General features: G+C 69.2%; 20 protein-coding genes and 4 pseudogenes. 12 read left to right on the top strand and 12 right to left on the bottom strand.

All coding sequences use genetic code 11. From position 1 onward, the window contains the following. Positions 1-2: 2 nt before the first annotated feature. From FRZ33_RS07135 to FRZ33_RS07110, 6 genes and pseudogenes are all read left to right on the top strand, one after another. Positions 3-2,281 (top strand): annotated as a pseudogene (locus FRZ33_RS07135) (nitric-oxide reductase large subunit). Between the two features lie 6 nt (positions 2,282-2,287). Further along, a complete protein-coding gene (locus FRZ33_RS07130) occupies positions 2,288-3,502 on the top strand; it encodes an NnrS family protein (protein ID WP_146908713.1) in 1,215 nt (404 codons plus the stop codon). A 14-nt stretch (positions 3,503-3,516) separates the two neighbouring features. Next, positions 3,517-3,918, top strand: a complete 402-nt coding sequence (locus FRZ33_RS07125) for a SirB2 family protein (protein WP_146908712.1) — start codon at positions 3,517-3,519, stop codon at positions 3,916-3,918. Next, the gene (locus FRZ33_RS07120) at positions 3,915-5,849 is read left to right on the top strand and encodes a pyridoxal phosphate-dependent decarboxylase family protein (RefSeq protein ID WP_146908710.1); all 1,935 of its coding nucleotides are present in this window, start codon (positions 3,915-3,917) and stop codon (positions 5,847-5,849) included. Before FRZ33_RS07125 ends, FRZ33_RS07120 begins: the two co-directional genes overlap by 4 nt. Continuing rightward, positions 5,846-6,916, top strand: a complete 1,071-nt coding sequence (locus FRZ33_RS07115; RefSeq protein WP_146908709.1) for a PLP-dependent cysteine synthase family protein — start codon at positions 5,846-5,848, stop codon at positions 6,914-6,916. Before FRZ33_RS07120 ends, FRZ33_RS07115 begins: the two co-directional genes overlap by 4 nt. Then, positions 6,913-8,394, top strand: a complete 1,482-nt coding sequence (locus tag FRZ33_RS07110) for a UbiD family decarboxylase (protein WP_146908707.1) — start codon at positions 6,913-6,915, stop codon at positions 8,392-8,394. The genes FRZ33_RS07115 and FRZ33_RS07110 overlap by 4 nt, the downstream gene beginning before the upstream one ends. Here the strand turns inward: FRZ33_RS07110 and FRZ33_RS15140 are convergent. Beyond that, the gene (locus tag FRZ33_RS15140; protein ID WP_158637139.1) at positions 8,343-8,930 is read right to left on the bottom strand and encodes a hypothetical protein; all 588 of its coding nucleotides are present in this window, start codon (positions 8,928-8,930) and stop codon (positions 8,343-8,345) included. The two genes, FRZ33_RS07110 and FRZ33_RS15140, sit on opposite strands and share 52 nt — an antisense overlap. Before the next feature lie 109 nt (positions 8,931-9,039). Here FRZ33_RS15140 and ubiU point away from each other — a divergent pair, with 109 nt between their 5' ends. Next, on the top strand, positions 9,040-10,068 hold the full coding sequence (gene ubiU, locus FRZ33_RS07100) for a ubiquinone anaerobic biosynthesis protein UbiU (protein ID WP_227978216.1): 1,029 nt from the start codon (positions 9,040-9,042) through the stop codon (positions 10,066-10,068). Between the two features lie 4 nt (positions 10,069-10,072). Further along, entirely contained in the window at positions 10,073-10,951 is an 879-nt protein-coding gene (locus FRZ33_RS07095; RefSeq protein WP_146908703.1) for a U32 family peptidase, read from the top strand. 3 nt (positions 10,952-10,954) lie between these two features. Here the strand turns inward: FRZ33_RS07095 and fabB are convergent, their stop codons facing one another. The 11 genes and pseudogenes from fabB to FRZ33_RS07050 form a co-directional block, all read right to left on the bottom strand. After that, positions 10,955-12,169: a beta-ketoacyl-ACP synthase I gene (fabB, locus tag FRZ33_RS07090; protein WP_146908701.1), complete on the bottom strand. Its 1,215-nt coding sequence runs from the start codon at positions 12,167-12,169 to the stop codon at positions 10,955-10,957. Positions 12,170-12,171: 2 nt separating this feature from the next. Further along, positions 12,172-12,687, bottom strand: coding sequence for a 3-hydroxyacyl-[acyl-carrier-protein] dehydratase FabA (gene fabA / locus FRZ33_RS07085; RefSeq protein WP_174755011.1), 516 nt, complete (start codon positions 12,685-12,687; stop codon positions 12,172-12,174). Between the two features lie 2 nt (positions 12,688-12,689). Continuing rightward, positions 12,690-13,628, bottom strand: a complete 939-nt coding sequence (locus FRZ33_RS07080) for an FAD-binding protein (protein WP_265468762.1) — start codon at positions 13,626-13,628, stop codon at positions 12,690-12,692. Further along, a pseudogene (locus FRZ33_RS16860) lies at positions 13,616-14,196 on the bottom strand (FAD-binding protein); the annotation flags it as partial. The pseudogene FRZ33_RS16860 and the gene FRZ33_RS07080, both read right to left, overlap by 13 nt. A gap of 52 nt (positions 14,197-14,248) precedes the next feature. After that, positions 14,249-15,102: pseudogene (gene nadA, locus FRZ33_RS07075) on the bottom strand (quinolinate synthase NadA). A gap of 158 nt (positions 15,103-15,260) precedes the next feature. Next, positions 15,261-15,782 (bottom strand): ubiquinone anaerobic biosynthesis accessory factor UbiT, encoded by a 522-nt coding sequence (ubiT, locus tag FRZ33_RS07070; RefSeq protein WP_146908698.1) that lies wholly within the window; start codon positions 15,780-15,782, stop codon positions 15,261-15,263. A 49-nt stretch (positions 15,783-15,831) separates the two neighbouring features. Then, a complete protein-coding gene (locus FRZ33_RS07065; protein ID WP_146908696.1) occupies positions 15,832-16,128 on the bottom strand; it encodes a chorismate mutase in 297 nt (98 codons plus the stop codon). A gap of 21 nt (positions 16,129-16,149) precedes the next feature. Continuing rightward, positions 16,150-17,001 (bottom strand): hypothetical protein, encoded by an 852-nt coding sequence (locus FRZ33_RS07060; protein ID WP_227978214.1) that lies wholly within the window; start codon positions 16,999-17,001, stop codon positions 16,150-16,152. After that, on the bottom strand, positions 16,947-17,402 hold the full coding sequence (locus FRZ33_RS16125; RefSeq protein ID WP_227978212.1) for a hypothetical protein: 456 nt from the start codon (positions 17,400-17,402) through the stop codon (positions 16,947-16,949). Before FRZ33_RS16125 ends, FRZ33_RS07060 begins: the two co-directional genes overlap by 55 nt. Further along, the gene (locus FRZ33_RS07055; protein ID WP_146908694.1) at positions 17,386-17,631 is read right to left on the bottom strand and encodes a sulfurtransferase TusA family protein; all 246 of its coding nucleotides are present in this window, start codon (positions 17,629-17,631) and stop codon (positions 17,386-17,388) included. The genes FRZ33_RS16125 and FRZ33_RS07055 overlap by 17 nt, the downstream gene beginning before the upstream one ends. A gap of 73 nt (positions 17,632-17,704) precedes the next feature. Next, on the bottom strand, positions 17,705-18,883 hold the full coding sequence (locus tag FRZ33_RS07050; protein WP_146908692.1) for an alginate export family protein: 1,179 nt from the start codon (positions 18,881-18,883) through the stop codon (positions 17,705-17,707). Positions 18,884-19,126: 243 nt separating this feature from the next. Between FRZ33_RS07050 and FRZ33_RS17650 the strand changes: the two genes are divergently transcribed. The 4 genes and pseudogenes from FRZ33_RS17650 to ccoN all read left to right on the top strand — a co-directional run bounded on the left by FRZ33_RS17650 (position 19,127) and on the right by ccoN (position 23,529). Further along, complete coding sequence (locus FRZ33_RS17650) at positions 19,127-20,650, top strand: multicopper oxidase domain-containing protein (protein WP_227978209.1); 1,524 nt, start codon at positions 19,127-19,129, stop codon at positions 20,648-20,650. Between the two features lies 1 nt (position 20,651). Beyond that, complete coding sequence (locus FRZ33_RS07040; RefSeq protein ID WP_146908691.1) at positions 20,652-21,431, top strand: formylglycine-generating enzyme family protein; 780 nt, start codon at positions 20,652-20,654, stop codon at positions 21,429-21,431. After that, positions 21,428-22,018: an SCO family protein gene (locus tag FRZ33_RS07035; RefSeq protein ID WP_146908689.1), complete on the top strand. Its 591-nt coding sequence runs from the start codon at positions 21,428-21,430 to the stop codon at positions 22,016-22,018. Before FRZ33_RS07040 ends, FRZ33_RS07035 begins: the two co-directional genes overlap by 4 nt. Positions 22,019-22,082: 64 nt before the next feature. Next, positions 22,083-23,529: pseudogene (gene ccoN, locus FRZ33_RS07030) on the top strand (cytochrome-c oxidase, cbb3-type subunit I). The last annotated feature ends 10 nt before the right edge of the window (positions 23,530-23,539 follow it).

The raw sequence follows: 23,539 nt of genomic DNA, 5'->3' as shown, positions 1-23,539 counted from the left end.
TCATGAGCAGTACCCGCAAACTATGGGCCGGCCTGGCCGCCCTTCTGATCGTTTCGTTCGCCGTCCTGCTATGGGTCGGCAGCGAGATCCACCGCGTCATGCCGCCGGTCCCCGAGCAGGTGGTCAGCACCTCGGGTGAAGTGATCTTCACCAAGGACGACATCCAGACCGGTCGCCAGGTCTGGCAGTCCATCGGCGGCCAGCAGCTGGGTTCCATCTGGGGCCATGGCGGTTACGTCGCCCCGGACTGGACCGCGGACTGGCTGCACCGCGAGGCGGTGGACATCCTCGACCGCTGGGCCCGCGAAGATTATTCGGTGGCCAGCCATGCGGCCCTGGGCAAGCCCGAACAGGCGCTGCTGGAAGCCCGGCTGCAGGAACGCCTGCGCGCCAACACCTTCGACGACGCCACCGGCACCATCACCATCGATGCCGACCGGCTGGCCGCGATCAACAACGTCTCGGCGCACTACCAGAGCCTGTTCAGCAACGACCCGGCCACGCGCGAACTGCGCGAAGCCTACGCGATGAAGGAAGCCACCGTGCCGGACGGCGAACACCGCCGGCAGATGACCGCCTTCTACTGGTGGACCGCCTGGACCGCCGTCACCGAACGCCCGGGCAAGGACATCACCTACACCAACAACTGGCCGCACGATCCGATGGTGGGCAATACGCCGCCGTCGCACCTGCTGACCTGGACGGTGTTCAGCGTGCTGTTCCTGATCGCCGGCATCGCCCTGCTGGGCTGGCACTACGCGGTCAGCCACGACAAGGAAGACCACCCGGTGCTGCCGGCCACGGATCCGCTGGCCAAGGTCGTGGTCACGCCTTCGATGAAGGCGACCGCGAAATACTTCTGGATCGTGATCGCGCTGTTCCTGAGCCAGATTCTGCTAGGTGCGATCACCGCGCACTACCAGGTCGAAGGCCAGGAAGCGTACGGCTTCGCGCTGTCGGAAATCCTGCCCTACTCGCTCACCCGCACCTGGCATACGCAGCTGGCGGTGCTGTGGATCGCCACCGCCTGGCTGGGCATGGGCCTGTACATCGGACCGGCGATTTCCGGGCATGAACCGAAATACCAGGCGCTGGGTGTCAACGTGTTGTGGGTCTGCCTGATCATCATCGTGGTCGGTTCCTTCGTGGGCCAGTGGTTCGCGGTGATGCAGAAGCTGGGCCTGGAACACAACTTCTGGTGGGGCCACCAGGGCTGGGAATACGTGGACATCGGCCGCTTCTGGCAATGGTTCCTGTTCCTTGGCCTGGGCATCTGGCTCACGCTCGTCGGCCGCTGCCTGGTGCCGGCGATCAAGGCCGGCGGCGAGTCGAAGTCCATCACCACCCTGCTCTTCCTCTCGACCGTGGCGATCGGCCTGTTCTATGGCGCCGGCCTGCTCTGGGGCGAACACACGCACCTGTCGATGGTCGAGTACTGGCGCTGGTGGGTCGTGCACCTGTGGGTGGAAGGCTTCTTCGAGGTCTTCGCCACCGCGGTCATCGCCTTCCTGTTCACCAAGCTGGGCCTGATCCGCACCACCACCGCGACGGTCGCGGTGCTGTTCGCGACCATCGTGTTCATGGCCGGCGGCGTGCTGGGCACCCTGCACCACCTGTACTTCACCGGCACGCCGACCGCGGTGATCGCCCTGGCGCCAGCTTCAGCGCGCTGGAAGTGGTGCCGCTGGCCTACCTGGGCTTCGAGGGTTACCACACGTACAAGCTGGGCAAGGCGACGCCGTGGATGCAGCGCTACAAGTGGCCGATCCTGTTCTTCGTGGCGGTGGCGTTCTGGAACCTGGTGGGCGCCGGCCTGTTCGGCTTCCTGATCAACCCGCCGCTGCCGCTGTACTACATGCAGGGCCTGAACCTGACGCCGCTGCATGGCCACACCGCGCTGTTCGGCGTGTACGGCATGCTGGGCATCGGCCTGATGCTGTTCTGCCTGCGCGGCATGAAGCCGCAGGCGATCTGGCCGGAGGCGCCGCTACGCACCGCGTTCTGGTCGCTCAACATCGGTCTGAGCGGCATGGCGCTGTTCACCCTGCTGCCGATCGGCATCCTGCAACTGCAGGCCGCCATCGGCGAAGGCTACTGGTACGCCCGTTCGGCCGAGTTCATGCAGCAGCCGATCATCGACATGCTGGTGTGGATGCGGGTGCCGGGCGACACGATCTTCAGCGTCGGCGCCGTGGCCCTGGCCTGGTTCGTGGCGCGGCTGTGGATAAAGCCGCGCACGGCGCCCGCCAAGGTGGAAGGTACGACCGAGGTGGCGCGCTGACCCGTCATGGCCACCCTGCCCGCCACCACGAACCTGCGCCTGTCCGTACTCGCCGCCGCGCCGCACCGCCTGCTGTTTTTCATCGGTGCCGCGAACGTGCTGGCGGCGATGGCCTGGTGGAGCGGCTGGTTGGGCGGTCTGCTGCCCACGCCCAGCGTGCCGGCCGGCTGGATGCACGGCTTCATCATGCAGTACCAGGTGCTGCCGACCTTCATCTTCGGTTTCCTGCTCACGGTGTTTCCGCGCTGGATGGCGCAGACGGAAGCGAACCGGTGGCACTACCTGCCTGTCGGGCTGGGGCTCATCGCTGGCCAGGCGCTGACCCTGGCCGGATTGTTGTCGGGTTCGGCCATGCTGCTGCATGTCGGCGTCATCAATACGCTCGCCGGCTGGATCGCGGCGATGGTGGTGCTGGCCGGCTGGCTGGCGCGCGACCGCAGCGGCAACTGGCATGCGGTCTCGTGTTTTGCGGGGCTGCTGATGGGGCTGGCGGGGCTGGTCGCGTTCGCGATCTACCTGCATGTGCCGACCGAGCCGCGGCTGGCCTTCGCCATGCTCAAGATCGGCACCTTCGGCCTGCTGGTGCCGGTCTATTCGACGGTGGCACACCGCATGTTCCCCTTCTTCGCCGGCAACGTCGTGCCGGGCTACCGACCCTGGCGGCCGATGTGGCTGCTGGCGGTGTCGTGGCCGCTGTGGCTGGGCCACGTGGCGCTCGAGCTCGCGCATCTGTACCAGTGGCTGTGGCTGGTGGACCTGCCGCTGCTCGCGCTCGGTGTGTTGACGCTGTGGCGCTGGTGGCCGCGCGGACCGGCCCCGGCGCTGCTGCGGGTGCTGTTCATCGGCTACGCCTGGCTGCCGGTGGCGCTGGCGCTGTATGCGGCGCAGAGCCTGTGGTTCCTGGGCAGCGACGAGTTCGCGCTGGGCCGCGCGCCGGTGCATGCGGTGTCGGTCGGATTCTTCGGCAGCCTGCTGGTGGCGATGGTCACGCGCGTGACCCAGGGGCACTCGGGCCGGCCGCTGGTGCTGGGGCGCATTCCGGCGCTCGCCTTCATCGGCATGCAGCTGGTGGCGGTGCTGCGGGTGTTTTCCGAACTGGCGGCGAATCCGGCGCCGTGGTTCCTGGCGGCGGGCGTGGCCTGGGTGGCGGTGTTCCTGCCGTGGGTCGCGCGCTCGCTGTGGATCTACGCCACACCGCGCGCCGACGGTCGCCCCGGCTGAATCCAGAGCCGACGATGCTGACCTTCTACCTGCAGATCAAGGCCGTGCACATCGCCGCGGTGCTGGCCAGCGGCGGCCTGTTCGCGCTGCGCGGGGCCGGTGTGCTGGCGGGGCAGCGCTGGGCGATGGCGGCGCCGCTGCGTTACCTCAGCTACAGCATCGACACGGTGCTGCTGACGGCGGCATTGATGCTGCTGACCGCACTCAAGCTCAATCCCTTCGCCGTGCCCTGGCTGTCGGTGAAGCTGGCGCTGCTGCTGGTGTACGTGGTGCTGGGCACGCTGGCGCTCAAGCGCGCCAGCACCCGGCGCGGCCGTGCGCTGTGTTACGCGACGGCGCTGGGCTGCTTCGCCTTCATGTACTTCGTGGCGCGCGCCCACCATCCGCTGGGCCTTCTGCAGGGGCTGACCTCATGACGTCACCGGCAATCCATCCCTGCTTCCTCGGGCCCTACGGCGAGAACGACGCGGTACTGGAAAAGCTCGTGGTCGAGTTCCTGCGCGACCACGTCTACTGGCGGCGGAACTTCCATCCCGAGGATCCGCCGGCCATTCCCACGACGGCGGCGGGCGAACCCGGCTTCCGCGACTTCGAGGCGCGCATGCGCCGCGAGCTCCACTCGCTGTCGGCGGCGCTGAAACGTTCGGTGCCCTTCCACAGCCCGCGCTACATCGGCCACATGGCCTCCGACCTGCTGCTGCCCGGCCTGGCCGCGCAGTACCTGACCCTGCCCTACAACCCCAACAATGTCAGCTCCGATGCGGCGCCGGTGACCGTCGACCTGGAGATCAAGGTCGGCCTGCAGCTGGCGCGCATGTTCGGTTATGCCGACGATCCGTCGCGGCCCGACTGCGCCTTCGGCCACCTGACCTCGGGCGGCACGCTGGCGAACTTCCAGGCGCTGCGGCTGGCGCTCGCGCTCAAGGCCTTCCCGGTGGCGCTGCGCGCGGTGATGCCGCCGAAGCTCGTGGATCTTCCGGAAGACGACCGCGCGGCGTTCAACTGCACGCCATCGGCCGCCATTGCCCTGCTGTCGGCCTGGGAAGCCTGGCTGGCGTCGTGCAAACCGGTCGAACGCCGGCTCTGGCGTGCGCGCCTCACCTCGCAGCGGCTCGAGACGCTGGGGCTGGTGGAATTCCTGGCCCGGCATCCGTCGCTGGGGTCGCCGCGCGTGTTCGCGCCGGTCACCGCACACTACTCCTGGTCCAAGGGCATGAAGTCGACGGGCCTGGGCCGCGCGCAGCTGGAACTGGTGCCCGAACAGGGCATGCGCATGGACATGGACGCGCTCGAAGATCGACTGCAACGCTGCCTGCAGCTGCACCAGCCCGTGCTGGCCGTGGTCGGCGTGATGGGCAGCACCGAGTTCGGCACCGTGGACCCCATCGACGCACTGGTGGACGCGCGTGAACGCTGGGCTGCCCGCGGCCTGGGTTTCGGCGTGCACGTGGACGCCGCCTGGGGCGGCTACCTGGCGACCCTGTTCCGCGAACCCGACGGACGCCTTCGCGCGCTGGCCGACATGCGCGAGGAATTCCGCGACTTCCCGGCCCCGGAAGTGCACGCGGCGGTCGCCGCGCTGGGCCGCACCGACTCGATCACGGTCGATCCGCACAAGCTCGGATACATCCCCTATGGCGCCGGCGCCTTCGTCTGCCGCGACCAGCGCGCCATGGCCCTGCTGGCCGAAGACGCCGACTACGTCTTCAACACCTCCACCGAGGACGACTATTTCCAGCGTTTCCGCCAGCTCGGCCGCTACATCCCCGAGGGATCCAAGCCCGGCGCCGCCGCTGCCGCGGTCTATGTCACCCACCGCGTGCTGCCGCTCGACCACGAAAACTTCGGTGCCCTGCCGCGTGAAAGCATCCTGGCCACCGAGGCCTTCCGCACGGCGGCGACCCGCTTCGCCGCGCGGGTCGAAGGCAGCCTGTACTGCCGCATTCCGTTCGAACCCGACAGCAACCTGGTCTGCCTGGCGCTCAACCCGGTGGGCAACCGCGACGTCGCGACGATGAACCGATTCGTGCGCGCCCTGCACGAGGAACTCAGCCACGACCCGCGGCAACCGCTGCAGGCGCGCGAGTTCTTCGGCGCCATGACCACCCTGCGGCCCGAGATCCTCGGCGAAACCGATACCGCGCGCGTGCTCGCGTCGCTGGGCCTCGACCCGAAGACGCTGGATGCCGGCGGCGAGGACGACGACCGGCTGGTGATCCTGCGGCACACGCTGATGAATCCGTTCCTGATCGACAACGGCAACGGCATCAGCTACCTCGAGCTGTATTTCGATTACCTGGAGCGCCGCGCGACGGCGCTGGTCGCCGCAACGGCCGCCGCGGCATGAACACGGCCGTCGACCGCCACTGGCTGCAGGGCGCGCTGACGAACCTGGAACAGGAGGCGGCGCGTTCGGCCGACACCCACCTGCTGCGCGTGGATCTGCCGGCCTTCCCGGGCATCCGCGTCTATTTCAAGGACGAGGCCTCGCACCCGACCGGCAGCCTCAAGCACCGGCTGGCCCGTTCGCTGTTCCTGTACGCGCTGTGCAATGGCCGCCTGCGCGAGGGCCAGGGCGTGATCGATGCGTCCTCGGGCAGCACGGCGATATCCGAGGCCTGGTTCGCGCGCCTGCTCGGCCTGCGCTTCAAGGCGGTGATGCCCGACTGCACCGCACCCGGCAAGGTCCGCCTGATCCGCTCGCTGGGCGCCGAATGCGTGCTGTTGCCTTCCGGCATGGATCCCACCGCCATGGCGCGTGAACTCGCCGCCGCGCACGACCTGTGCTTCCTCGACCAGTTCGGCCTGGCCGAACGCGCGACCGACTGGCGCAGCAACAACAACATCGCCGAATCGATCGTGGCGCAGATGGCGCGCGAACCCGATCCGGAGCCTGCGTGGATCGTCTGCGGCGCCGGCACCGGCGGCACTTCGGCCACGCTGGGCCGCTACCTGCGCTATCGCCGCCTCGACACCCGCGTCTGCGTGGCGGAACCGACCGGCGGCGCTTTCGCCACCGGCTGGCGCAGCCGCCGTGCCGACGCCGTCGCACGTGCACCGACCCTGGTCGAAGGCATCGGACGGCCGCGGGTGGAGCCCGGTTTCCTGTTCGATGTGGTGGACGAGGTGGTCGAAGTCGACGACGTCGATTCCATCGCCGGCGCCTGGCTGCTGGAGGCGCTGCTCGGACGCCGCTACGGCGGCAGCTCGGGCACCAACCTGGTGGCCTGCCTGGCGCTGGCCTCCGCCATGCGCGACCAGGGCCGCACCGGCAGCATCGTCAGCCTGCTCTGCGATCGCGGCGAACGTTATGCCGAGACGCTGTTCGACCCCGGATGGCTGCAGGCGCGCGGCCTCGACATCGCACCGTCGCTGGACCGGCTGCGCAGCCAGCTGCAACCGGCCCGCCCATGACCTATCACGATCTGCGCGGTTTCCTGGCCACCCTTTCGGCGCGCGACCAGTTGCGCCATGTCGACGAACCCGTCGATCCCGACCTCGAGAGCACCGCGCTTTGCCGGCTTTCGCTGGTGCGCGGCGGCCCGGCCCTGCTGATGAACCGGCCCGTCGGTTCGGAGCACGCGCTGCTCGGCAACCTGTTCGGGCACCGCGATCGCATCGAGCTGGCCCTGGGCGGCCGGCCGCTGGCCTCGCTGCGCGAGCTCGGCGAGCTGCTGGCGTCGGTGAAGGAGCCGCGCTGGCCATCGGGCCTGCGCCAGGCGCTGGCGGGCTGGCCGCAGCTGGCCCAGCTGGCGCACGTGGCGCCACGCAAGGTCGCGGACGCGGCCTTCGACGAAGTCGTGGTCGAAGGCGAGGACATCGACCTCGGCGCTCTGCCGATCCAGCGCTGCTGGCCCGGCGACGTGGCGCGCCTGATCACCTTCGGCCTGGTGATCACCCGCGGCACCCGGAAGCCGCGCCAGAACGTCGCCATCTACCGCCAGCAGCTGATCGGCCGCAACCGCGTGATCATGCGCTGGCTGCCGCACCGTGGCGGCGCGCTCGACTACGCCGACTTCCGTGCCGAGCATCCGGACAAACCCTTCCCGGTGCTGGTGGCGATCGGTGCCGATCCGGCGACGATGCTCGCCGCCGTCGCGCCGGTGCCGGACACGCTGTCGGAATACGAGTTCGCCGGCCTGCTGCGCGGCGCCCGCAGCCGGGTCTGGCACAGCGCCTTGACCGGGCTCGACGCACCGGCCGGCGCCGAGATACTGATGGAGGGCTTCATCCATCCCGGCGACACCGCCCTCGAAGGTCCGTTCGGCGACCACACCGGCTACTACAACGCGCAGGGCGAGTTCCCGGTGCTGACGGTGCAGCGGCTGCGCATGCGCCGCGACGCGATCTACCACGGCAGCTACATGGGACGCGCGCCGCAGGACGAACCCTCGGTGCTGGCGGGCGCGCTCAACGAGGTGTTCGTGCCGATCCTGCGCAAGGTGTTCCCGGAGATCGTCGACTTCTTCCTGCCGCCGGAAGCCTGTTCCTATCGCATCGCCGTGGTGAGCATCCGCAAGCAGTACGCGGGCCATGCGCGCCGGGTCATGATGGCCGTGTGGTCCTATCTGCGGCAGTTCACCTACACGAAGTTCGTGATCGTCACCGACGAGGACATCGATGTGCGCGACTGGTCGCAGGTGGTCTGGGCGCTGTCGACGCGCGTGGACCCGGCCCGCGACAGCTTCCTGGTTGAGAACACGCCGATCGACTACCTCGATTTCGCGACGCCGGTGCTGGGCATCGGCAGCAAGCTGGGGCTGGACGCGACCCGCAAGTGGCCGGGCGAAACCCGGCGCGTTTGGAGCGAGACGATCGTGCCCGACCCGGACGCCGAACGTCAGGCCGAGTCGATCTGGTCGACGCTGCTTTCCTCGAACAGCTCTGCATAGCGCGCCAGCACCGCACGCAGTTCCGCAAGGGCGTCGGCATCGAAGTTTCCATCCGACAGCGCCTGGCTGGCCCACAGCACACGGGCCAGCAACGGATGCAGGGCGGCGTCGGGCGCCGGTTCGAGCCGGCATTCGACGAACATCGTTTCCACCGCCGACTTCAGCTCGGCGGCCAGCGCCTGCACCTGGATGGCGTCGAGATGGCCGTGCGAGGCGTGTGCCAGCGCATCCGCCACGGTGCGGATGCGGGACATGCCGCGGACCAGGGGTGCATCGGCGGGCCAGCGGCTGGCGGGGACCGCCGTGGTCGCGTCGTGCGCATCGTGTGCGTCGTGTGCGTCGTGTGCGTCGTGTGCGTCGTGTGCGTCGTGCGCGTCGTGCGCGTCGTGCGTGTCGTGCGTGTCGTGCGTGCCATGCATAGCCTGGTCGCCCTGCGCGGCCGTGTCCGGGGCAACGGCGGCACGATGCGCGCAACCAGCGGCCAACAGCGGGATGGCCAGCGCCATGGCTAGCAAGCGGGAACTGGGTCGGTTCATTGCGGGGCTCCGGTCCGGTCCCGACGGGACCGCAGGCCTCCATCGTGGACCCCGCCACCCGGCCGGTAACTGATCCAGGTCAATGACCCTGCGTGCCGGGGCGTACAGCATGGACATCCGCCCCGCCCAGGAGATCCCGATGCAACTGGTCTGTCCCGCCGGCAACCTGCCGGCCCTGCGCGCGGCGATCGACGCCGGCGCCGATGCGGTCTACGCCGGGTTCCGCGACCAGACCAATGCCCGCGCCTTCCCCGGCCTGAACTTCGACGAGGCGGAACTGCGCGCCGGCATCGCCTATGCGCACGATCGCGGGCGCAAGGTCTACCTGGCCCTGAACACCTACCCGGAAACCTCGCGCCTACGCGTCTGGCAGGCGGCCGTCGACCACGCCGCGGAACTGGGCTGCGACGCGATCATCGCCGCCGAGATGGCGGTGCTCGAGCACGCGTTGCGCGAACATCCGCACATGGCCCGGCACCTTTCCGTGCAAGGCTCGGCCACCACCGCGCCGGCGCTGCGCTACATGCATGAGCGGTTCGGCATCAGCCGCGCGGTGCTGCCGCGGGTACTGTCGCTGCAGCAGGTCGAACGCCTGTGCGAGAGCTCGCCGGTGCCGCTCGAGGTCTTCGCCTTCGGCAGCCTGTGCATCATGGTCGAGGGCCGCTGCCAGCTTTCCAGCTATGTCACCGGTGCCTCGCCCAACCGGCACGGCGTCTGTTCGCCGGCGAAGTTCGTGCGCTGGGAGGAACACGGTGACGGCAGCCGCGGCGTGCGCCTGAATGGAATGCTGATGGACCGCTATTCGCCCGGCGAGCCGGCGGGCTACCCGACCGTCTGCAAGGGCCGCTTCAACGTCGGCGGCGAGACCTTCCATGCGCTCGAGGAACCCACCAGCCTCAACACGCTGGAACTGCTGCCCCGGCTGGCCAGCGCCGGCGTCGCGGCGTTGAAGATCGAAGGCCGCCAGCGTGGCGTCGCCTATGTCTCCAGCGTCACCCGCACCTGGCGCGAGGCCATCGATCGCCACGCCGCCTCGCCTGCCGACTGGTCGGCGAAACCCGCCTGGCAGCAGGCGCTGGCGGCACATGCCGAAGGCCACCAGACCACCCTTGGCCCCTACCATCGCGCCTGGCACTGACCCCATGAGACTCAGCCTCGGACCCCTGCAGTATTTCTGGCCGCGCGAACAGGCCCTCGCCTTCTACCGTGAAGCGGCCGCCTGGCCGGTTGATACCGTCTACCTGGGCGAAACGGTATGCAGCAAACGCCGCGAACTCGGCACGCGCGACTGGATCGCGCTGGCGGAGGAGCTCACGGCCGCCGGCAAGGAGGTGGTGCTGTCGAGCCTGGCCCTGGTCGAGGCCGAATCCGAACTCAACGCCGTGATGCGCATGCTCGACCACGGCGGCTTCGTGATCGAGGCCAACGACCTCACCGCCGTGCAACTGTGCCGCGAACGTGGCCTGCCCTTCGTCGCCGGGCCCAGCCTGAACATCTACAACCACCGCGCGCTGGCGATGCTGGCCGAGGACGGCCTGCGCCGCTGGGTGCCCGGCGTCGAACAGGGCCTGGACCTGATCGCGGAACTGCTGGCCGCGTACCGCGCGGAGGGCCATGCGCCGCCGGAACTGGAGGTGATCGCCTGGGGCCGGCTGCCGCTGGCCTATTCCGCGCGCTGCTTCACCGCACGTGCGCTCGACGTCGCCAAGGACGCTTGCGGCTTCCGCTGCATTGAACACCCGGATGGCCTGCCGCTGGCCACGCGCGAGGGCGAGGCTTTCCTGCGCATCAACGGCGTCCAGATCCAGGGCGAGGAAGTGACCGATCTCGGCCCCGAACTGCCTGCCCTGCGGGCGCTGGGCGTCGACCGGCTGCGCCTGTACCCGCAGGTCGAAGGCATGCGCGAGGTGGTGGATCACTTCGACCTCGCCCGGCATTCGCCGACACCGCCGCCGCGCCGGGGCGCGGTGAACGGCTACTGGCACGGACAGCCCGGCAAACCGGGCCTGCCACCGGGATAGGCCTCAGCCCCGGTCGCGCTGGAACACCAGGGTGGCGTTGGTGCCGCCGAAGCCGAAGCTGTTCGACATCACCGTGTCCAGTTTCGCGTCGCGGCTTTCGCGCACGATCGGGAAACCTTCGGCCTGCGGATCCAGGGTCTCGATGTTGGCCGAGCCGGCGATGAAGCCGTCGCGCATCATCAGCAGGCAGTAGATCGCCTCGTGCACGCTGGCGGCGCCCAGCGAATGGCCCGACAGCGCCTTGGTCGAGGACAGCGGCGGCACCGCGTCACCGAAGGCTTCGCGCACGGCGCGCAGTTCCACTAGGTCACCCAGCGGCGTCGAGGTGCCGTGGGTGTTGAGGTAATCGACCGGCGCGTCCACGCCGGCCATCGCCATGCGCATGCAGCGCACCGCGCCCTCGCCCGAGGGCGCGACCATGTCGGCGCCGTCCGAGGTGATGCCGTAACCCGCCAGCACCGCATGGATGCGGGCGCCGCGGGCGCGGGCGTGGTCGTAGTCCTCGAGCACCAGCATGCCGGCGCCGCCGGCGATGACGAAGCCGTCGCGGCCGGCGTCGTACGGACGCGAGGCGGTTTCAGGATGCTCGTTGTGGTGCGTGGACAGCGCGCCCATCGCGTCGAACTCCAGGCTCAGGGTCCAGTGCAGTTCCTCGCCGCCACCGGCGAAGACGATGTCCTGGCGGCCGGCCAGGATCATGTCGGCGGCGGCGCCGATGCAGTGCGCCGAGGTCGCGCAGGCGGCGCCGATCGAATAGCTGGCGCCCTGGATGCCGAAGGCGGTGGCGAGGTTGGCAGACACCGTCGAGGTCATCGTGCGCGGCACCATGTACGGACCGACCTTGCGCACGCCGCGTTCGCGCAGCAGGTCGGCGGCTTCCACCTGCCATTGCGAAGAACCGCCACCGGAGCCGGCGATCAGGCCGGTGCGCGGATTGCGGACCGCCGCGTCGTCCAGGCCGGCATCGGCGATGGCGCCCTGCATCGCCACGTGCGCGAACGCGGCGGCGTCGCCCATGAAACGCAGCTGCTTGCGGTCGATGCGCGCGGCCTGGTCAAGCTCCGGCGCACCGCCGACGGTGCTGCGCAGCCCGCGCTCGGCGGCCTGCGGCTGGTGGCGGATGCCGGAACGGCCCGCGCGCAGCGCCGCGGAGACTTCATCGAGTTCATTGCCCAGGCACGAGACGATGCCCATGCCGGTGATCGCGACACGACGCATCGTCACAGGTCCTTGGTCGAAGTGAACAGGCCGACGCGCAGCTCTTCGGCGGTATAGATCTCGCGGCCGTCCACCAGGGTGCGGCCATCGGCGAGCACCATCTTCAGGCGCCCGCGCACGACGCGGCGGATGTCGATCTCGTAGGTCACCAGCTTCGCCGTCGGCAGCACCTGGCCGGTGAACTTCACCAGGCCGACGCCGAGCGCGCGACCACGGCCGGGCTCGCCCAGCCAGGGCAGGAAAAAGCCGGCCAGCTGCCACATCGCATCCAGGCCCAGGCAGCCGGGCATCACCGGGTCGTCGGTGAAGTGGCAGGCGAAGAACCACAGGTCGGGACGGATATCGAGTTCGGCGCGGATGAAACCCTTGCCGTACTTGCCACCGTCCTCGCGGATCTCGGTGATGCGGTCGAACATCAGCATCGGATCCGAGGGCAGGCGCGCACCGTCGCGGCCGAACATCGCACCACTGGCGCATTCGAGCAGCTGACTTCGGTCGAAGGAATGGGGAAGGGGCACGTTCATGGCGATTTCCTTGGGGGAATGCGTGATTCTTTCATCACACGGCGTCGTTGTGTCTGACTGCCATCAACTATTTCGCCGTACGCAAGCGTAGCGATTCGCTGGGGTATGGAGTCGATGCGCGGGGCGTCGCCGCGGTGGTGTGCGCCCAGGCTGAGCTGCCGCGCCCTGGCCGCCTGCAACAACCGCCCTGCCAATTGCGCCTGCCAACTCGTCGCAAGCGCATGATCAGCGCGGATTTCCGCAACGGCCCGGCACATCGTCGTTTCTTCGCGCACGGGGCCCAGGCTGCGCCAGAGCAGGTCGCGCAGACGCGCCAGCGCCGCTTCGCCGGCGCTTTCCGGCAGCACGTTCCAGCCGGATCGCCCCTGCCGGCCGGGCGATGGCACGACGTCACGCAGGAGCGCGCCGAGGCGGCGCCCCGACACCACGCCTTCGAGCAGGGAGTTGCTGGCCAGGCGGTTGGCGCCGTGCACGCCGTTGCAGGCCACCTCGCCGACGGCGTAGAGGCCGGGCAGCGTGCTGCGCCCGAAAGCGTCAACCGCGATGCCTCCCATGTGGAAATGTGCCGCCGGCGTCACCGGCACCGGTTGCGTGCACGGATCGAAGCCATGCGCCAGGCAGAGTGAACGCACCGTCGGGAACTGCCGCCACGCCGTCGGGCTCAACACCGTGGCGTCCAGCCAGGCCCGGCCACCGGCCTGCTGGTGCGACCAGATCCGGCGCGCGACAACGTCGCGGGGTGCCAGGTCCGCCAGTGGATGCACAAAGGCATCAGCCGCGCGCCACCTTCGTCCACGAGCACGGCACCCGCGCCGCGCAGGGCTTCGGTGACCAGCGGCAGCGGGCTCATGCCAGGCACGTCCAGCGCGGTCGGATGGAACTGCACGAACTCGAGGTCGCGTGCCGCCGCGCCGGCCAACAGCGCCAGGGCCAATCCGGCGCCGTCGGCGCCCGGCGGATTGGTGGTGGCCGCGAACAAAGCGCCGATGCCTCCGGTGGCCATCACCACGTCGCTCGCTTCGATTTCGCGCATCCCCTGCCCACGGCACCCACGCAGCCGCACGCCCGAGACGGCGCCCGCATCCAGATGCAGGGCCTCGAGCATCCAGCCCTCGTACCGTTCGATATGCGATGCCCCGTCGGCAGCGCGCGCCAGCGCGGCGACAAGTTCGCGGCCACTGGCATCGCCGCCCGCATGCACGATGCGGGCACAGTAATGGCCGCCTTCGCGGCCGAGCTGCCACCTGCCCTGGTCGTCGCGATCAAAAGGCACGCCCAGGCGGCCAGCCAACGGATCGCACCCGGCGCCGCATGCACGAGCCGCCTCACCGCGGCGATGTCGTTGTGCGCGGCGCCGGCAGCCAGGGTATCGGCCGCATGCCGGCCGGGATGGTCGCCCGCGGCCAACGCGGCCGCGATCCCGCCCTGGGCCAGGCTCGTCGCCCCGTCACCGTTTCCGCGGCTGATCAGCAGCACGCGCCGGGGCGCCGCGGACAGCGCCACGCACAATCCGGCGACGCCGGCACCCACCACCACCAGGGAGCCGGCACCGCGCTCAGACCTTTTCGCCGCGACCCACCGCCAGCATGCGCTGCAGTGCCAGCCGTGCCCGCACGATGGTGTCGTCCGGCACCCGCACCTCGTTGCCGAGATCGCGCAGGCAGGTGTAGATGTTCTGCAGGGTGATGCGCTTCATGTGCGGGCAGAGATTGCAGGGCTTGATGAACTCGGTCCCGGGAAGGCCAGCCGCAGGTTGTCGGCCATCGAACATTCGGTGATCAGCGCGACACGTTCGGGCTGCTCGCGTTCAAGCCAGCGGCCCATGGCGCTGGTGGAACCTACGAAGTCGGCTTCGGCCAGCACCTCGGGCGGGCACTCCGGGTGCGCGACCAGCCGCGCGTCGAAGCGCTCGCGCGCGTGCCGCGCCTGCGCGGCGGTGAAGGTCTCGTGCACTTCGCAGCGCCCGTTCCAGAGCACCAGTTCGACCGCCGTCTGGCTGGCGACGTAGGCGCCCAGGTAGCGGTCGGGCAGGAAGATGACCTTGTCGGCACCCATCGCCTCGACCACCTGCACCGCGTTGGCGGACGTGCAGCAGGCGTCGGACTCCGCCTTCACTTCGGCGGTGGTGTTGACATAGCTGACCACCGGCGCGCCCGGGTGCCGCGCCCGGAGGGCACGCACGTCGGCCGCGGTGATCGAGTCGGCCAGCGAACACCCGGCTTCCATATCCGGTATCAGCACCTTCACGTGCGGTGCCAGGATCTTCGCGGTCTCGGCCATGAAGTGCACGCCGCACAGCACGACGACCGGTGCGTCGCAGTCCGCGGCCGCCTGTGCCAGCGCCAGCGAGTCGCCGGTGACGTCCGCCACGCCATGGAAGATCTCGGGCGACTGGTAGCTGTGTGCCATCACCACCGCGCCCCGTTCGCGCTTGAGCCGCCGGATGGCGTCGATCCACGGAAGATGCAGCGGCACTTCCAGGCAGGGCAGCAGCTTCTCGAGCTTTTCGATCAGTCCGGCGTATTCGTGTTCCAGTTCCGGACGCCAGCACGGACCCGTCTGCGTGTTCATGATCCGGCCCCCTGCAGGCGACGGGCTTCGCGGGCGGCCCGCGCGCCGCGGTTGAGCAGGATGCGCATGCCCAGCGGCACCGACTCCCAGGGCAAGCGATCAAGCAGGTTGCGTGCGGTGAGCCCAAGCTCGGTGTCGCCGGTGAGCTCGAGACGGCGCTGGAAGAACAGCGTGTCGGCATCCTCCAGTCGGCTGGCCAGCAGCAGCAGGTCGGTGGCGTTGCCGCGCACGGTGGCCTGCGCCGGTTCGTCGGTGGCGCGCAGGCGGTCGCCCTCCAGCGACAGCACCCAGTTCAGGCCGAGGTCCGGCACTTCGATGCCCAGGCGCCGACCACGCATGAAATCCAGCTGGTTGCAGCGCAGCGGTTCGGCCAGCAGGCGTGTCACGGCCGCTTCGAGCGCGCGGCGTTGCCAGTCGGATGGCAACAGGCGCAGCAGCGGTGCCCAGCGCGCCGGCGGCGGGAAAACGCGCAGCACGGCACGGGACAGCGGCGAAACATCCGGATCGGTAACGGTCATGGTGGAAACAAGACTGCCTGCCGCGGCCGGGGTCGCGCCTTGATCGGGATCAGGTGCAAGCCCTTGCTGTCGACAGGCATCGGCGATGACCAGGGGTCAACTGGCCGTGCGCAAGGTCGGACGGCAGGCCCAGGCGACGGGCGAGGCCCTGGCCCCGGGCGAGGATGCGCGACTCGCGGTCCAGGTCGCGGACGGGAAGGCCGCGGCGCTGCTTGACCTCGGCAGCGATCGCGACCAGCCGTCGGCGTCCGGCCAGGATCAGCAGCAGCGCATCGTCCAGGCCATCGATGCCGCGACGCAGCGGGCCCAGCAACAGGGCGCCAGAAGGACTCGAGGTTCGCGTCATGCCGTGCTCCGTGGGCTTGTGTCAGCGTGTGGTGTGGACGGCGGCGAACTCGCGCACGCCGCGCCGGGTGCCGGCCAGCGACCAGGCCAGCACGCCGTTTGCCGACAGCAGCAGCGCACCGGCGAGGCGGCTGCCGATGGCGCCCGGCCACAGCGCCGACAGCAGCAGGGCCGCGCTCGCCAGGGCGAAGGCACGCAGCACCCACCGGCGCCGGGACGGCGGCAGCAGGAGCTGCACGCCAGGCAGTTGCAGGCCGCGGCCACAACGCCGGTGCAGTTCGATCCAGCCCAGGAATGCGGCGATCTCCAGCAACATGCCCAGCACCAGCATCGGCAGGCCGATGGCCAGCACCAGCACGCCCGCCAGCGGGCCGCGTCCGTCGGGCAAGGCCAGTACCAGCGCGCCGCCGGCCACCAGCGCGCAGAATCCGATCCGCCAGAATCCGGCCAATGCGCCCGGCACCGATTTGCGCGAGCGCGACTGCAACCACAGGCCCATGCCCGCCAGCGACAGCACCGCGGCCACGACCAGCGCGCGCAAGGGCCCGCCGACACCGCCGTTCAGCCAAGCCAGGCCCGCCAGCGGAAGCCCGATCGCGACCGTCATCAGCCAACCCGCCTGCGCCGCGGCAGGCGCCGCCGGTGCTCCCTGGAACATCGGCATCACCACCCGTGCCACCGCCACCAACAGCGCCATCACCCAGCCCAGCAAGCCGGTGGCGGCGTGCACGTCGGTCCAGCGCATCACCGGAATCGTCACGTGGCCCGCCATTGCGCCCACCAGCACCAGACCCAGCGCCGCTGTCGCCAGAGCCGACGTCAGGGCCAGACCGATGCCTGCGTGCAGCAGGCTGTTGCGGGCCCTGGCCAGCACCCCGGCAAGGTCGCGGAGACCAGCAACAGGAAGGCCAGAGCCAGCGCGCAGGCGCCGATTCCACGCAGCAGCGCGGACGGCCACCACAGGCCTGCCACCAGTGCCGCGCTGCCGAGGTTGAGCGCGCCATGCAGCCACGCGGCCTCCCGGCTGCCGCCACGCACACGCACGCCGGCCGCTGCGGGCAGGAACTGCAGCAGGCTTCCGAACATGGCATTGCCGAGCACGCCCAGGGTGAACACGTGCACCGGGGCCACGGTGGCGGGCGACCACCGCGACAGCAGCAGCGCGGGCCCTTCCACCATCAGCATCAGGCCCGCCAGTGCGCCCCAGGCCGGAACGGTGTGCAGGAACCGCCCGGGACCGGCCGGTGCCGGCGCCTGGTCAAGCGCCAGCCGCACCATCTTCGCTCCAGACCGTGACGGCGCAGCCCCCACCCTCGCAGTTCATGGTCGAGAACCCCAGGCGTCGCGAACGCAGCAGGTCCAGCAGGGGCTGCGGATGCATCGGCGTCAGCACGCGCACCATGCCTCCCGGTGCCAGCGTGTCGATCGCGTGCAGTGCGCGCACCAGCGGTTCCGGCGCGGGCAGATCGCGGAAGTCCAGTGTCGGCGGAACGTCATTGTGCATTCCGCCATTGCAATGCGTCCGCTGCCGCGCCGCCCTGACTCCGGTCAAGTCCGGCGGAGGTTTCCGCCCGGACTCAATGGCTCCACTCCACCTGCAGCCACAGCTTGCGGGTGTCGCGGGCGAATCCGTCACTTTGGTAGTCGGCCAGCTTCACCAGTCCCGACAGGCCCTTGGGCAAAGGGAAGGCCAGCGACGCATCCCATTCGCGACCGTAGTCGGCGCCGCCGTGGTCGGCATGGAAGTCGTGCCAGGCGATCGTCCAGGCCAGCTTGTCCTGCAGCCGGCCGCGGCCGAGTTTCCCCGAGACCGCCGCGTAACGATCGTCCAGTCCGTCGACCGGCGTCACCACGAACTTGTCGGCCCAGCCGTTGAACGCATGCAAGGTAGCCAGCGGCGTCTGGAATGCGTTCACGCCATCGCCACCGAGCTGTTCCCAGCCCAGCTTCCAGGTCAGGCCGTGGAGCGTGAGCGTGGGTTCGACCAGGAAGTAGGCGGCATCCACGTCGCGCGGGTTGTCGGCATGCGGGCGCTGCCGTGCCGTTTCCAGCGACCAGCCGAAGCCCGTGCCGGCCGCGGGCGTCTGCCGGGTCCAGCGCAGGCCCAGCGTGCGGGTCGACGCGCTGGCGACATCGCGGTCGTCCAGCCAGTAGCCGTAACCGACGAGGGTGCCGGCGGTCCCGGCCCATGAGGCATTGGCCAGGTGCGTGTCCAGGCGGCGCTCGCGCGCCAGCGGATCGCGGGCGTTGTCGCCGGCCGGGCGATGCACGCGCCCCAGCCAGGCATAACGCAGCGTCACGCCCTCGCGCGCGGTGAAGTCGAAGGCGACGGCGTCGAAGGTCTGTTCGTTCTGGCGCCAGCCGGAATTGCCGATGAAACGCTGGTTGTCGAACACCAGGCGCAGCCGGCCCAGCACCGCGTCGCCACGTTCGCCCGCCCAGCGCAGCCAGGCCTGGTTGAGTTCGAAGGCGCGCGCGTCGGGTACCGCCGGATAGGCGGTGCGGCCGTTGGCGCCGGAGTTGAAGTCATCCCCCAGCTCGGCGATCGCCTCGAGGTCCGCGCCCGCGCTGAAGCCGTGCGCGAACGCGTGGCTCCAGCCCAGCCGCAGCCTTGCGGTGTCGGCCCGTGCGTCGCGCGTGAAGGCATCGTCGTCGACGGCCTCGTGGCGGTAGCGGATGTGGGCATTCCAGTCGCCGGCCAGCGCCGGCAGGGTGGCGCAGGCGAGCGCCAGGGTGATGCAGCGGGCGAGGATCATCTCGGCTTTCCGGACAGGGCCCGAAGCGGGTCGCGACGATGCTGCCTGCGTGGCCGCCCCCTGCCCCTGAGCCAGGTCAAGCAAACGTCATCCGGCGACCCGCCGCGGGATTTCCCAGTCGCCGGAAATGGGGCAGACTATCGGCTCCCTCGCTGGGACTTGATTCATGTCAGGGTGAGGACGCCTAGTTCGCGGGAAGCTGCCGTTGTGGTTGATCACCAACCCTTGACCGGAGAAGCTCTGATGAAAGTCCACCTGCTTGCACTTTCCATCGCCGCACTGCTGGCGCTGCCCGGCTGTCGCGAAAACCCCAATGCCGGACTCGACGACCGCGGCAAGTCCGCCACCGCCGCCGCATCGGACACCGGTGGCTCACGCAAGGGTGACTTCGGTCCGCCCCAGGGCGAGATGATCAATGCCGTACTGACCAGCCCGCCGAACGTGCCGCCGGCCACCGGCCGCGACTACCCGGCCAAGGTCAAGGTCGAACTGGAAGTGCGCGAGGTCGACCTCGAGATCTCCGAAGGCGTCACCTACACCTTCTGGACCTTCGGCGGCACCGTGCCCGGCAGCTTCATCCGCGTGCGCCAGGGCGACACGGTCGAGTTCCACCTGCACAACCACCCCGACTCGAAGATGCCGCACAACATCGACCTGCACGGCGTCACCGGCCCGGGCGGCGGCGCGGCCTCGACCTTCACCGCGCCGGGCCACGGTTCGCAGTTCACCTTCAAGGCGCTCAATGCCGGCCTCTACGTCTACCACTGCGCCACCGCACCGGTCGGCATGCACGTGGCCAACGGCATGTACGGCCTGATCCTGGTCGAGCCGCCGGAAGGTCTGCCGGAGGTCGACAAGGAGTTCTACGTGATGCAGGGCGACTTCTACACCACCACCAAGTACCGCGAGAAGGGCTACGCGCCCTTCGACATGCAGCGTGCGATCGACGAGAACGCGACCTACGTCCTGTTCAACGGCGCCGAGAACTCGCTCACCGGCGACAAGGCGCTCAAGGCCAACGTCAACGAAACCGTGCGCATGTACGTGGGCAACGGCGGTCCGAACCTGATCTCTAGCTTCCACGTGATCGGCGAGATCTTCGACAAGGTCTGGTACGAGGGTGGCACGCACTACTGGGGAGAACGTGCAGACCACGCTGATTCCTGCCGGCGGTGCCGCGATCGCCGAGTTCCACACCGAAGTGCCCGGCAGCTACGTGCTGGTGGACCACTCGCTGTTCCGCGCGTTCAACAAGGGCGCGCTGGCGATCCTGAAAGTGGACGGAGCGGAGGATCCGACGATCTTCACCGGCAAGGAAGTCGACCACACCTCTGCCAGGGGCGACAAGGCCGCGAGCATGGCCCCGGTGGCCGAGGCCGCCGCCGCCGCGCAGGCCGGCACCTTGAGCCAGGACGACCAGATCAAGGCCGGCGGTGCGCTGTTCGCAGGCACCTGCTCAACCTGCCACCAGCCCGACGGCAAGGGCCTGGCCGGCGTCTTCCGCCGCTGGCGCAGTCGGACTACCTGGCCAAGGGCAATGCCGAGCTGATCAAGGTCGTGCTCAACGGCCTCACCGGCCCGGTCACGGTCAACGGCCAGGACTACAACTCGGTGATGCCGCCGATGAGCCAGCTGACCGACGACGAGGTCGCCAACATCCTCACCTACACGCTCAACAGCTGGGGCAATCCCGGCGGCCGCGTGACCAAGGATGAAGTGGCCAAGATCCGCGCCGGCACGGAACGTTCGGAAGGCGCGGCGCACTGACATGCGCGCCCTGCTGCTGGCCTTCGCCCTGATGCCGGTGGCCGCCGAGGCGGCCGCCGGCGACTGGGCGAGGCTTCCGGGCGGCGAGTTCCGTTCGGCGCTGCGTTACGAGGACACCGGCGGCACCGTACGGGTGCCGCCCTTCGAACTGCAGCGCCAGCCGGTGAGCAATGCACAGTTCGCCGCCTTCGTGCGTGCGAATCCGGAATGGCAGCGCGGCCAGGCACCCGAGGTTTTCGCCGAGCCGCGCTATCTGCAGAACTGGCAGACCGCCACCGAACCCGGCACCCGGGCCCTGCCCGACCGCCCGGTGGTCCAGGTCAGCTGGTTCGCCGCCCAGGCCTACTGCGAATCCATCGGCGGCCGCCTGCCGACCTGGTCGGAATGGGAGTTCGCGGCCGCGGCCGATGAAACCCGCACCGACGCCCGCGCCGATCCGGCCTGGCGCGAACGCATCCTGGCCTGGTATTCGGTGCCGTCGAACCGTCCGCTGCCCCGGGTCGGCATGGGGCCCGCCAATGCCTACGGCATACGCGACCTGCACGGCATGGTCTGGGAATGGGTCGAGGACCACTCGGCCATGCTGGTCTCGTCCGACAGCCGCGAACAGGGCGACCCCGACAGTATGCGTTTCTGCGGCGCCGGCGCGCTGTCGATGGAAGACCGCGAGAACTACGCCATCCTGATGCGGGTCGCCATGCTGTCCTCGCTGGAAGCCCACGACACCACCGGCAACATGGGCTTCCGCTGCGCGCGCGACGCCCGTGGAGGAACGCCATGATCCGAACCTTCGTACTGGCCATCGGCCTGCTGTTGGCCGCCTCCGCACCCGCGGCCACCGAACTGCCCGGCGATTCCGTCTACCGCCTCACCGACACGTATGTCGATCAGGACGGCCGTGCCTTCCGGCTCGCCGACGGCCGCGGCAAGGTGCGCCTGGCGACGATGTTCTACACCTCCTGCCCTTACATCTGCCCCTTGATCATCGACAGCGCCAAGGGCGTCGAACACGCGCTCACGCCGGCCGAGCGCAGCCGACTGGCGTTCCTGCTGGTCAGCCTCGACCCGGCCCGTGACGACCCGGCCGCACTCAAGCGCATCGCCGACAAACGCAAGCTCGACCCCAAGCACTGGACCCTGGCCCGCACCGAGGCCGCCGGCGTGCGCCGCACCGCCGCCGTGCTGGGCATCCGCTACCGCGCCCTGGCCGATGGCGAGTTCAACCACAGCAGCGCCCTGGTCCTGCTCGATGGCGAAGGCCGGGTGCTGGCCCGCACCGAACAACTGGGCACCGTGCCCGACCCGACTTTCCTGGCGGCGGTCCGGGCCGCGCTGGCCGGGCCTGCAGGAAGTAGCCTCCCCAATTGACATGGGTCAAGCTGGGCGCAAGGGGAGGCCCGGATAATCCGCGGCAAGCAATAGGGGCGATGTGATGACGCTGGACAACAAGGCAGAAACCTACAACGACAAGGTCGTGCTGCAGTTCGCGGTGATGACCGTGGTGTGGGGCGTGGTGGGCATGACGGTGGGGGTGCTGATCGCGGCCCAGCTCTATTGGCCAGCGCTGAACTTCGACACTTCGTGGCTGAGTTTCGGCCGGTTGCGGCCCCTGCATACCAATGCCGTGATCTTCGCCTTCGGCGGCTGCGCGCTGATTTCGACCAGCCTGTACGTGGTGCAACGCACCTGCCACGTACGGCTGATCTCGGACGGACTCGCCGCCTTCGTGTTCTGGGGCTGGCAGGCGGTGATCGTGCTGGCGGCGATCACGCTTCCGCTGGGCTACACCCAGGGGCAAGGAATACGCCGAACTGGCCTGGCCGATCGACGTGCTGATAACGGTGGTGTGGGTGGCCTACCTGTGGCTGTTCGTCGGCACCATCATGAAGCGGCGGGTGAAGCACATCTTCGTCGCCAACTGGTTCTACGGCGCCTTCATCATCGCCATCGCGCTGCTGCATGTGGTCAACTCGCTGGCGATCCCGGCCGGGCCCATGCACAGCTACCCGATCTATTCGGGCGCGGTGGATGCGATGGTGCAGTGGTGGTACGGCCACAACGCGGTCGGTTTCTTCCTCACCGCCGGCTTCCTGGGAATGATGTATTACTTCGTGCCGCGCCGCGTCGAGCGGCCGATATACAGCTACCGGCTGTCGATCGTGCACTTCTGGGCCCTGATCGCCATCTACATGTGGGCCGGCCCGCACCACCTGCACTACACCGCCCTGCCCGACTGGGTGCAGAGCGTGGGCATGGTGTTCTCGCTGATCCTGCTGGCGCCCTCGTGGGGCGGCGCGATCAATGGCGTGATGACGCTCTCGGGCGCCTGGCACAAGCTGCGCACCGATCCGATCCTGAAGTTCCTGATCGTCGCCATCTCGTTCTACATGATGAGCACGTTCGAGGGGCCGATGATGTCGATCAAGACCGTCAACGCCCTGAGCCACTACACCGACTGGACCATCGGCCACGTGCATTCGGGTGCGCTGGGCTGGGTCGCGATGATTTCCATCGGCTCGATCTACATGGTGATCCCGCGCTGCCTGGGCCTGAAGGAGATGGCGTCGCTGAAGATGATCGACCAGCATTTCTGGGTGCACACGATCGGCGTGGTGCTCTACACCGTGTCCATGTGGATCGCCGGCATCGGCCAGGGCCTGATGGCCCGCGCCAGCAACCCGGACGGCACCCTGACCTACGCCTTCGTCGAGATCGTCAAGTTCAACTACCCCTACTACATGATCCGCTTCCTCGGCGGCGTGCTGGTGGTGACGGGCATGCTGATCATGGTGGCGAACGTGGTGCGCACCTTCAGGCAGGCTCGCGGACTGGTCGAGACGCCGGTGCTCAAACCCGCCGCAGAAGCCGGCCACGCCTGAGGATCCCGAC

The sequence above is a fragment of the Arenimonas daejeonensis genome, assembly GCF_007993735.1.
Lineage (GTDB): Bacteria > Pseudomonadota > Gammaproteobacteria > Xanthomonadales > Xanthomonadaceae > Arenimonas > Arenimonas daejeonensis.
Note: the sequence above shows the minus strand (reverse complement) of the source record. Positions and strands in the feature narration are given on the sequence as shown.